Below are 12032 nucleotides of genomic sequence, written 5' to 3'. Positions count from 1 at the left end.
CTGCGGCATCAGATTCCGAGCTCTTGGTCGATGAAGGCGAACATCTCGTCGTCGCTGGCCGAGCTCAGCCGGTCGCTAGCGGTCTCTTCCCGTTCGCCCGCGTTCCTGGCGGCCAGCGCCCGCAGCCGGGCGGTGACCCGGCCGCGGTCGCCGTCGTCCAGTCCGGTGAGCAGGAGCTCGATCCGGTCGAGCTGCGTCAGCACCTCGTCGGCGGCCCCGACCTCGTCTACGGAGAACTGGTCGGACAGGTACGCGGCCAGCGCGGTCGCGGTCGGCTGGTCGAAGGCGAGGGTGGCCCGCAGCCTGAGCCCGGTGGCCGCGCTCAGCCGGTTCCGCAGTTCGACCGAGGTGAGCGAGTCGAAACCGAGCTCCTTGAACGCCCGGTCCGGTCCGACCGCGCCTTCCCCCTCAGCGTCGTGCCCGAGCACGTCGGCGGCCTGCTTCCGGACGAGGTCGAGCAGTTTGCGCACCCGGTCGCCGGCCGGGAGTTCCGCCCACGAAATGTCCTCGGTGGCCTGGGAACGGGAGGCGGCGGGGAGCCGGACGAGACCACGCAGCAGCGCGGGAAGGGTGCCGGCCTCCGCCTGTTTCCGGAGCACGCGGGAGTCGAACTGGATCGGCACCAGTACGGCGGGCTCCGCGGTCAGTGAGCGATCGAACAAGGCCAGTGCGTCCTCTGTGGACATCGGAGCGGAACCGCTGCGCGCCATCCTGGCGAGGTCGGAGTCGGTGAGATCGCCGGTGAGCCCGCTGCGTTCGGCCCAGAGCCCCCAGGCGAGGGACACGGCGGGGAGCCCGTCCGCCTTGCGTTGCTGCGCCAGCGCGTCGAGGCCGGCGTTGGCGGCGGCATAGTTTCCCTGCCCTGGTGCCCCGAACGTGGTCGCACCGGAAGAAAAGAGCACGAACGCGGCCAGGTCCAGCCCCGCGGTCAGCTCGTGCAGGTTGCGGGCACCGTCCAGTTTCGGCCCGAGCACCCGCTCGAACCGGTCGGCGGTCAGCGACTCGATCACCCCGTCGTCGACCACGCCCGCGGTGTGCACCACCCCGGTCAGCGGATGCCCGTCGGGGATCGCGTCCAGCGCCGCGGCGAGAGCGTCCCGATCGGCCACGTCACAGGCGACCGCGGTGATCTCGGCGTTCTCGACGCCGTTCAGGGCTTCCGGGAGCCGTCCGCTGCGGCTGGCCAGTATCAGGCGCTCGACGCCGTGCGTGGTCACCAGATGCCGGGCGAGAAGGCCGGCGAGCGTGCCGGAGCCACCGGTGATCAACACCGTCCCACCGGCCGCGAACACCGTCTCCCCGGTCGCCGGGAGCACCGTTTTCGCGAGCCGGGGCACGAAGAGCCGACCACCGCGGACGGCCAGCTGCGGTTCGTCCGGCACGAACGGCACCGACTCCGGCGTCGCGGTGTCGACGAGGACGAACCGGCCGGGATGCTCCGACTGAGCGCTCCGGACCAGGCCCCAGACGGCGGCCTGCGCCGGATTCCTCGGCGCGGGCTCGTCGCCGACCGCGACCGCGCCGTCGGTCACCAAGACCAGTGGCGCGTCCTCCCGCAACCAGGACTGAAGCAGGCCGAGCACCTGGCCGAGCGTTTCGCCGACCGAGTCGGCCACCGGGCACTCCACGATGACCCCTGGCGTTCCGGCCATCGTGTTCACCGGGGTCACCGGTGTCCAGTCCACCCGGTACAGCGGGTTTCGTCGCTGGTCGGAAAACAGGCTTCGCGACACCGGGCGCAGGACCAGCGAGTCCACGGAGATCACCGGTGCGCCGGATTCGTCGAACGCGGTCAGCGAAAGCGTGTCCTCGCCACCGGAGGCGATCCGGACCCGCAGAGTCGAGGCGCCGTTCGCGTGCAGGGTCACCCCGCTCCAGCTGAACGGCAACCGCGCGTCGTCGCCGTCCCGTTCCAGGACCGGATCGGCCGGATGCAACGCCGAGTCGAGCAGCGCCGGGTGAATGCCGAACCGACCGGTTTCGGCTTCCTCGGACAGCCCGACTTCGGCGAACACGGCGTCCTCGGTCCGCCAAGCCGACCGCAGACCGGTGAACAGGGGGCCGTAGCCGATCCCTGCTTCTTCCAGGCGCGGGTAGATCTCGTCCACCGCGAGCGCCGTCGCGCCGGCGGGCGGCCACTCCGGGATCTTGGTGTCCATGGTGGACAGAGCGGCTTCGGTCAGTGTGCCGGTGGCGTGCCGCGTCCACGGCTCGTCGTCGCGTCGCGAGTGGACGGTCACCTCCCGCCGCCCCGCTTCCTCGGCACCCACCAGCACCCGCAGCTGGACCGGCCCGTCCTCGGGCAGCGTCAGCGGGGTCTCCAGAGTCAGCTCCTCGATCCGGCCGAGGCCGGCTTCGGCCCCCGCCCGCAAGGCCAGCTCGACGAACGCCGTTCCCGGCAGGATCACCGTGTCCAGCACCGAGTGGTCGGCCAGCCACGGATGCGTCCGCAGCGAAAGCAGTCCCGTCAGCAGGAACCCGTCCGGGAGTTCGACCACCGCGTCCAGCAGCGGATGCCCGGCGAGACCGAGCCCGACCGCGCCGAGATCGCCGGCGCCGCCCGGCTCCGGTTCGGGCCAGTACCGCTTGTGCTGGAAGGCATAGGTGGGCAGCTCCACCGGCACGCTCGCGGGGAACACGGTCGACCAGTCCGGCGAGATCCCGCGCGTGTGCAGTTCACCGACGGAAAGCAGGAAACGGTCCAGCCCGCCGTCGTCGCGACGCAGGGTGCCGAGCGCGATCGCCGTGTCCGAGCTCTCCTGCACGGCCGTGGTGAGGACCGGATGCGGACTGGTCTCCAGGAAGATCCCGTGGCCCTGCGCGGCCAGTCCGCCCACGGCGACGTCGAAACGCACCCGCTCGCGGAGGTTCGTGTACCAGTAGGTGGCGTCCAGGCCCGAGGTGTCGAACCAGTCCCCTGTCACCGTCGAGAAGAACGGGATCTTGCCGCGGACCGGGGTGAGATGGGCGAGTGCGTCGAGCAGCCGGTCCTTGATGCGCTCCACATGCGCGGAATGCGAGGCGTAGTCCACCGGGATCTTCTTCGCCCGCACGCCCTCGGTGGTGCAATCGGCCACCAGCTCGGCCAGCGCGACGGGGTCGCCGGACATCACGACGGAGTCCGGGCTGTTCACCGCGGCGATCGACAGGCTGCCCCGGTCCTTGATCCGCACGGCCACCTTTTCGGCGGGCAAGGCGATCGAGACCATGCCGCCGTGCCCGGCGAGCACCTCGGCGATCAGCTTCGACCGCAGGGCGACCACACTCGCGGCGTCGGCGAGGGACAGCGCGCCCGAGACATACGCGGCGGCGATCTCGCCCTGCGAGTGGCCGACCACCGCGGCGGGCTCAACACCGTGCGAACGCCAAAGCCCGGCCAGTGAGACCAGCACCGCGAACAACACCGGCTGGACGACATCGACGCGGTCCAGGGTCGGCGCTCCTGACTCACCACGAAGCACGTCTGTCACGGAGAAGTCCACGTGGGCCTCCAGCGCCGCGGCGCAGTCGGCGAAGTGGGCGGCGAACACAGGCGAACTTTCCAGCAGCGAGACGGCCATCCCGGCCCACTGCGAACCCTGACCGGGGAACACGAACACCACCCGGTCCTCAGCGGACGCCGTACCCAGCACGACTCCCGCCGCGGTGTTGCCGGAGGCGATCGAGACGAGCCCTTCCCTCAGCTCCGCCGGCCCGGTTCCGACGACGACCGCGCGCTCTTCGAACGACGTGCGGGCGGCGAGGGAAACACCGACCTCGTCGATCCGCGCCTCGGGATTCGCGTCCACATAGGACACCAGGCGATGAGCCTGAGCGCGCAGCGCCTCGGCGGACCGGGCGGAGAGCACCCACGGCACCACCGAAAACCGCACCGCTGGGACTTCGGCGGATTCGGCCGGCACCTGTTCGAGAATGACGTGCGCGTTGGTGCCGCTGATCCCGAACGAGGACACCCCGGCGCGACGCGGCCGGTCCGGCACCGGCCACGGCTTGGCCTCGGTCAGCACCTCGACCGCGCCCAGACTCCAGTCCACCTTCGACGACGGCGTGTCCACGTGCAGGGTCGGCGGCAGTACGCCGTGGCGGATCGCCTCCACCATCTTGATCACCCCGGCCACCCCGGCGGCCGCCTGCGTATGGGCGATGTTCGACTTGACCGAACCGAGCAGCAGCGGATGCTCCCGGTCCTGGCCGTAGGTGGCCAGCAGCGCGTGGGCCTCGATCGGGTCGCCCAGCGAGGTTCCCGTGCCATGCGCCTCCACGACGTCCACTTCGGACGGCCGGAGCCTGGCGCTCGCCAGCGCCTGGAGGATCACCTTCTCCTGGGAAGGACCGTGGGGAGCGGCGAACCCGCTGCTCGCCCCGTCCTGGTTGACCGCGGAGCCCCGCAAGACGGCGAGCACCCGGTATCCGCGTTCCCTCGCCACCGAAAGCCGCGCCACCACCAGCACGCCGACCCCTTCGGCGAGGCTGAAACCGTCGGCCGCCTCGGCGAACGCCTTGCACCGGCCGTCGGCGGCGAGCCCGCGCTGACGGCTGAAGGTGACGAACGGATCGGGCACCGACATCACCGTGACACCGCCCGCCAGCGCGAGCGAGCATTCGCCCGCGCGCAGGGCCTGCGCGGCGAGATGCAGTGCCACCAACGAGGACGAGCACGCGGTGTCGACGGTGACCGCCGGCCCCTCCAGCCCCAGGGTGTAGGCGACCCGGCCGGACACCAGGCTGCCGCCGGTGCTCATCGCGAGCGTGCCGTCACGGCCCTTCGCCGTCTTCGCCAGCGCGGCGCTGTAGTCCATCCCGCTGATCCCGGCGAACACCCCGGTTCTGCTGCCCGGCAAGGACGACGGGTCGATCCCGGCCCGCTCGAACGCCTCCCACGACGTCTCCAGCAGGAGCCGTTGCTGCGGGTCCATCGCCAGCGCCTCACGCGGTGAGATGCCGAAGAAGGCCGGGTCGAACAGGCCCGCCTCGTGCAGGAAGCCGCCCTCGGTGACATACGCGGTGCCGGGATTGTCTGGGTCGGGGTCGAACAACCCGGCGACGTCCCAGCCGCGGTCGGCGGGAAAGCCGGAGACGCCGTCCCGTCCGGTCGACACCATGCGCCACAGGTCGTCGGGCGAGGACACCCCGCCGGGGAACCGGCAGGCCATCCCCACGATGGCGATCGGCTCGTGCGCCGCCTCGGTCACCTCGCGCAACCGTGCCTTGGCGTCACGGGCGTCGCTGATCGCCCGCTTCAGATAGTCGCGGAGTTTGCCGTCCTCGGTCACGTGATGTCCACTCCTCGCTCGGACTCGTCGTCGACCAGCGCGAACAGTTCCTCGTCCGTCGCGGAGTCGAGATCATCGGCAGGTTCCCCGCAGGAGGCCAGCAACGCGCGCAGCAGCGCGGCGATCCGGTCGCGATCGTCCACATCGGACACGATGGCGGGCAGTGCTTCGCCGATCTCGTTCAGTCCGGCCAGTACCTGGTCCGCCGGCGACACCGGGACGGGCTCGGTGAGAGCGAACCGCTCCCGCAGGTGCGCGGCCAGCCGTACCGGGGTCGGGAAGTCGAAGACCAGCGTGGTGCGCAGTTTCTCGCCGCTGGCCCGGACCATCCGGTTACGCAGTTCGACCGCGGTCAGCGAGTCGAACCCCATCTCCAGGAACGGACGCTGGGGGTCGACCGCCGCGGCGGAGGAGTGCCCCAGCACCGCGGCCGCGTGGAGGCGCACCAGGTCCAGGAGCGCGCGTTCCCGCTCCGGCTCGGTCATCCCGGCCAGACGCTGCGCCAGCGAGCCCTCGTCGGCGGCCGGATCCGTGGTGGCGGGGGGAATCAGCTCGGCGAACAAGGTGGGCAAGGTGCCCGCCTGCGCCCGCAGCACAGCCAGGTCCAGCCGGACCGGCACCAGGTTCGCCTGCTCGAGACCGTGGGTGGCGTCGAGCAACGCGAGACCGTCGTCGACCGAGAGCGGCAGTGAGCCGTTGCGGGCCATGCGTGCGAGCGCGGCCTCCCCCAGCCTGCTGCCCATGCCGCGGTCCTCGTCCCACATTCCCCAGGCGAGGGAAACCGCGGCGAGACCCCGCGTACGCCGATACGAGGCGAGCGCGTCGAGAAAGGCGTTGGCAGCCGCGTACCCACCCTGCCCCGGACCGCCGAAAGTGGTCGCACCGGAGGAGAAGAGCACGAACGCGGCCAGGTCGAGCTCCTTGGTCAGCTCGTGCAGCAGCCAGGCTCCCCGCGCCTTCGGCAGCAGCACCCGCGCGATCTGCTCGTCGGTGAGCTGGTCCACCACGGCGTCGTCCACGACACCGGCCGTGTGCACGACGCCGGTCAGCGGATGCGCGGCGGGAATGGCGGCGAGTACTTCGGCGAGTCCGTCAGCGTCGGCGACGTCGCAGGCCGCATACCGGACCTCCGCACCCAGCTCCCGAAGCTCGGCGGCCTGCTCGGCGGCGCCCGCGGCCTCGATCCCCCGGCGAGACAGCAGCACGAGGTTCCGCACCCCGTGCCGCTCCACCAGGTGCTTCGCGACCAGCCTGCCGAGGCCGCCGGACGCGCCGGTGATCAGCACCGTACCGTTCTCGGCGAAGCCGAATCCGGAGCCCGCGGGCGGGCCGACCTTGACCAGCCTCGGCGCGAGCAGCTTCCCCGCCCGCACGGCGACCTGCGGTTCTCCGGTGTCGAACACCGACGGCAGCACGCCGACGGCGGCGTTCTCGTCGTCGATGTCCACCAGGACGATCCGGTCCGGGTGTTCGGATTGCGCGCTGCGGACCAGGCCCCAGACCGGCGACGCGCTCAGGTCGAGATCGGCGCCGTCGGTGGTCACCGCCCGGCGGGTCACCACGGCGAGCCGGGTGTCGGCCAGCCGCTCGTCGGTCAGCCACCGGCGAAGCGCGGCGAGCACCCCGGCCAGGACGTCGCGCATCGCGGCCGTCGTCTCCCCCGACAGGCCGGGAACGGGCAGCACCACGATGTCCGGCGGCGAAGCACCCCATTCGAGCGCGTGGGCGAGCTCGGGCATCGACGCGAAACTCCCGGTGTGGGCCCCGAGTTCGAGCCAGTCGCCCCAGCCCCATTCGTCCGCGCCCACCAACGCGAGACGCCAAGGTTCGGCGGGCAAGGCGGGCAGTTCCGTCCAGTCCACGGCGAACAGCGAGTTGCGGGGCAGCCTTCCGGTGTCGCCGAGCTGCGCCGCCGTCACCGGGCGCATCACCAGCGAGGCCACCGAAGCGACCGGCTTGCCCGCTTCGTCGGCGACTTCCACCGACACCGCGTCGGTCCCGGCCGGAGTCAGCCGCACCCGGACCGAGGACGCGCCCGCCGAGTGCAGGGTCACCCCGGTCCAGGCGAAGGCGACCGAGCCCTGGGAATCCTCGTCGGGGCCGGCGAACACCGAGCCCAGCCCCATTCCGTGCAGGGCCGCGTCCAGCAGCGCTGGATGTACGCCGTACCGGTCCGCCGAGACGTCCTCCGGCAAGCGGATCTCGGCGAAGATCTCGTTCTCCCGCTGCCAAGCGGCTCTCAGGCCACGGAAGGAAGGTCCGTAGTCGATGCCCGACGCGGCGAGCCGCGGATACAACTCGGCGGCGGGCAGCGGTTCGGCTCCCGGAGGCGGCCACTCGGCGGCGAACCCGGCGGCCGTTTCCTGTTCAGAACCCAGAATTCCGCCGGCATGCCGGACCCACGGCTCGTCCGCCTCGGCGTCGGCGGGGCGGGAGTGGATGCTCACGCCGCCGTCGTCGACGATCACCTGGACATGGAAAGCGGAGTCCTCCGTGAACACCAGTGGCGCTTCGAGGGTCAGTTCCTCCAGGGTGCGGGCACCCAGCTCGGCCCCGGCATGCAAGGCCAGCTCCGCGAACAGCGAACCCGGCGCGATCACCGTGTCGAGCACGGAGTGGTCGGCCAGCCACGGGTGGGTGCCCAGCGAGAGACGTCCGGTGAACACCGCTCCGGCGCGCTCGGCGAGGCGGACCGCCGCGCCCAGCAAGGGATGCGCGGCGGAGCGCAGCCCCAGCCCCGCGGGGTCGCCGCTCCCCGCGTGCCAGGGTTCCGGCCAGAAACGCCTGTGCTGGAACGGGTAGGTGGGTAGATCGAGCGTCCGCGTCGAGTCGCCGAACGCGGAGGAGAACTCGACCGGCAGGCCGTTGACATACGCTTCGCCGAGGGAAAGCAGGAAGCGCCGGAGGCCACCGTCGTCACGCCGGAGCGAGCCGAGCACCACTCCCTCGCCGAGGGTCTCCTCGACGGCCATGGTGAGCACGGGATGCGGGCTTGTCTCGACGAAAGTGCCGTAGCCCGCTTCGGCCAGGCTCCGGACCGCCGTGTCGAACTCGACGGTCTGACGCAGGTTCCGGTACCAGTACTCGGGGTTCATGGTGGTGGTGTCCAGCCAGTCCCCGGTCACCGTGGAGAAGAAGGGCACCTCCGACTCGCACGGTTCGATCCCGGCGAGCACCTCGATCAGCGACGTCCGGATCCGTTCCACCTGGACCGAGTGCGAGGCGTAGTCCACGGGAACGGCCTTCGCCCGGACCTTGTCCGCCCTGGCCTCGGCGATCAGTTCGGCCAGCGCGGCCGGTTCACCCGAGACGACCGTGGAGTTCGAGCCGTTGACGGCGGCGACGGAGATCCGGCCGTCCCAGCGCTCGATCCTGTTCCGGACCTCCTCGGCGGGAGCGGCCACCGAGACCATGCCGCCGTACCCGGCGAGCTCGGCGCCGATGAGCCGCGAGCGCAGGGTGACCACCCGAGCGGCGTCCTCCAGGGACAGCGCGCCCGCGACACAGGCCGCGGCGATCTCGCCTTGCGAGTGCCCGACGACGGCGGCCGGTTCGACACCGTGGTGACGCCACAGCTTCGCCAGCGAGACCAGCACCGCGAACAACAACGGCTGCACCACGTCGACCCGGTCGAAGTCCGGTGCGCGCAACCGTTCGGCCACTTTCCAGTCCACAAAGGATTCGATGGCCCTGGCGCAGTCGGCCATCGACTCGGCGAACACCGGCGTGGTCTCGATCAGCTCCAGCGCCATACCCGGCCACTGCGAGCCCTGTCCGGGGAAGACGAACACCGGCCGGTGACCGCCCCGCGAAACCCGGCCCTTGACCACCGCGGCGTCCGGCAGGCCGTCGGCCAAGGACAGCAGCGCGCCGCGAAGGTCGGCCACGGTCTCGCCGACGAGCACCGCACGCTCCTCGAACGCGGTGCGGGTGGTCACCAGCGACCTTCCGAGGTCGGCCGGGTTCAGGTCCTCCTCTAGTGTCGCGTGATCCCTTTGTCTTGCGTCCGCCGTGGGCCGCAGCGGCGTAAGACAAGCAGGGTCACGCGACACTAGCTCCAGCAGCCGCCGCGCCTGGTCACGCAGGGCGGCCTCGGTCCGGCCGGCCAGCGCGAGGGGCACCGGGCCGGTGACCGAGGCCGGCGGCGGTTCCACCGCGGCCGGTGCCTCTTCGAGAATCACGTGGGCGTTCGTGCCGCTGACTCCGAACGAGGAGACCCCGGCGCGGCGCGGGCGGTCCAGCTCCGGCCACGGCGTCTGTTCGGTCAGCAGCTCCACCGAGCCCGCCGCCCAGTCCACCTCGGGTGTCGGGGCGTCGATGTGCAGCGTGCGCGGAAGCGTGCCACGCCGCAGTGCCTCGACCATCTTGATCACCCCGGCCATCCCGGCGGCGGCCTGGGTGTGCCCGATATTCGACTTGATCGACCCCAGTAGCAGCGGGGTTTCCCGATCCTGGCCGTAGGTCGCGAGCAGCGCCTGCGCCTCGATCGGGTCACCGAGAGTGGTACCCGTACCGTGCGCCTCGACGACGTCCACCTCGGCGGGAGACAGCCTCGCGCTCGCCAGCGCCTGCCGGATCACCCGCTCCTGCGAAGGTCCGTTCGGCGCTGTCAGGCCGCTGCTGGCGCCGTCGGAGTTGACCGCGGATCCACGTAATACGGCCAGCACCCGGCGTCCGTTCCGGACCGCGTCGGACAGCCGCTCGACCACGACCGCGCCGACGCCCTCGCCCCAGCCGGTGCCGTCGGCCGCGGCGGCGAAGGGTTTGCACCGGCCGTCGGCGGCGAGTCCGCGTTGACGGCTGAAGCCGATGAACCCCTCCGGTGTCGTCATCAGCGAGACACCGGTGACCAGCGCCAGTGAGCATTCCTTGCCCCGCAACGCTTGCATGGCCAGATGCAGGGCGACCAAAGAGGACGAGCACGCGGTGTCCACGGTGACCGTGGGACCTTCCAGGCCCAGTTCGTAGGAGATCCGCCCGGAGGCGACGCTGGCCGCGTTGCCGATGCCGATATGTCCTTCGAGCTCTTCCGGCGCGTCCAGCAGCAGCATCGGGTAGTCCCGCCCGTTGGTGCCGACGAACACCCCGGTCCGACTGCCGCGCAGGGACGCCGGGTCGATGCCGGAGCGTTCGATGGTCTCCCAGCCGACCTCCAGCAGCAGGCGGTGCTGCGGGTCCATCGCCAGTGCTTCCCGCGGCGAAATCCCGAAGAACTCCGCGTCGAACTGTCCGGCGTCGTGCAGGAAACCGCCGTCGCGGACGTAGGAGGTGCCGGGGTGGTCGGGGTCGGGGTGGTACAGGTTCTCCAGATCCCAGCCACGGTCGGCGGGGAACCCGGACAGCGCGTCCCGGCCCTCGGCGAGCAGTTCCCACAGCCGTTCCGGCGAGTTCGCGCCGCCGGGGAACCGGCAGCCCATGCCCACGATGGCGATCGGCTCGCGGGCCTCGGCGGCCAGCTGCCGGTTCTGCCGCCGGAGACGGCTGACTTCCTTCAGCGAGTCCCGCAAGGCGCCGACGACTTCGGCCTGGGACGTGTTCGTACTGTCCGACACAGTTCGCTCCGTCAAGAGTCGAGGGTTTCCCGGGCCATGCGCACCAGGCTCGTGACATCCATTTCGTCGATCAGCTCCACGCCGTCCGGTACGGCCGCGCCGCCGCCGTCCAGTGCGAGCAGATCGTTGAGCAGCCCGGCCTCCTCCAGTCGTTCCAACGGGATGGCGGCGAGGATCGCGCGCACCCGCGCCTCGCGGGGGTCGATCTCCCCCTGCTCGCCCGCCAGCTCCGTGAGCAGCCAGTCCGCGAGAGCGACCGGGCTGGGGTGATCGAAGATCAGCGTCGGCGGCAGGCGGAGCCCGGTGCGGGCGGCGAGCTGGTTGCGCAGCTCCACCGCGGTCAGCGAGTCGAAGCCCAGTTCCAGGAAGCCCCTGGTGACCTCGACCGTGTCACGGGAGTCGTGGCCGAGTACGTCCGCGACATGTGCGCGGACCAGATCCAGCAGGATCCTCGTCCGCTCCGCCGCCGGAGCCGCCGCCAGGTGCTCCGGCAACGCCGGTCCCGTCTCGGTCACAGCTCGTTCCGGACCGGCCGCCCAGCCGGCGACCGCCAGCATGTCCAGCAATGGACTGGGCCGGGTGGTGGTGAAGGCGGGCACGAAACCCGCCCAGTCCACATTGGACACCAACAGGGTCGGCCCGGTACCGGGAACTGCACGGACCAGTTCGGCGACCGCTCGTTCGGGCGCCATCGGCCGCACGCCGTTGCGGCGCAGGCGGCTTTCGTCCACCCCTTCGAGCTGGGCCATCCCCTCGCCCTCCCACCAGCCCCAGGAGACCGACAGTGCGGTCAGCCCTTCGGCCCGGCGGTGCTCGGCGAGTGCGTCGAGGTACGAGTTCGCGGCGGCGTAGTTACCCTGCCCCGGGCTGCCGACCGCCCCGGCCATCGCCGAGTACAGGACGAACGCGTCCAGCTCCAGATGACAGGTCAGCTCGTGCAGGTTCCTCGCGGCGTCCACCTTGGGCCGCATGACCTCCTGGATGCGGTCCGGGGTCAGGGAGTCGAGTACGCCGTCGGCGACCACACCGGCCGTGTGCACCACGGCGGTGAGCGGATACCGCTCCCCCGCCGTGGTGAGCAGGTTCGCGAGGGCGTCACGATCGGCGACGTCGCAGGCGACGACCGACACCGTGGCGCCCAGTGCTTCCAGCTCCGCCGCCAGTTCCGCCGCGCCCGGCGCGGCCGGGCCGCGCCTGCTGACCAGAA

General features: G+C 71.4%; 2 protein-coding genes and 1 pseudogene. All 3 read right to left on the bottom strand.

Annotated elements, in window-relative coordinates:
- Positions 1–8: 8 nt before the first annotated feature.
- Positions 9–5273, bottom strand: a pseudogene (locus H5J31_RS14865) (SDR family NAD(P)-dependent oxidoreductase); the annotation flags it as partial.
- Positions 5270–10825, bottom strand: a complete 5556-nt coding sequence (locus tag H5J31_RS14860) for a type I polyketide synthase (RefSeq protein WP_181773149.1) — start codon at positions 10823–10825, stop codon at positions 5270–5272. The gene H5J31_RS14860 and the pseudogene H5J31_RS14865, both read right to left, overlap by 4 nt.
- Before the next feature lie 11 nt (positions 10826–10836).
- Positions 10837–12032 (bottom strand): beta-ketoacyl reductase (locus tag H5J31_RS14855; protein ID WP_181773148.1); only part of this gene is annotated, 1196 nt, incomplete at its 5' end.

Source organism: Amycolatopsis pittospori, assembly GCF_013870525.1.
GTDB classification, from domain to species: Bacteria; Actinomycetota; Actinomycetes; order Mycobacteriales; family Pseudonocardiaceae; genus Amycolatopsis; species Amycolatopsis pittospori.
This window is presented reverse-complemented; position numbering and strand designations above follow the sequence as displayed.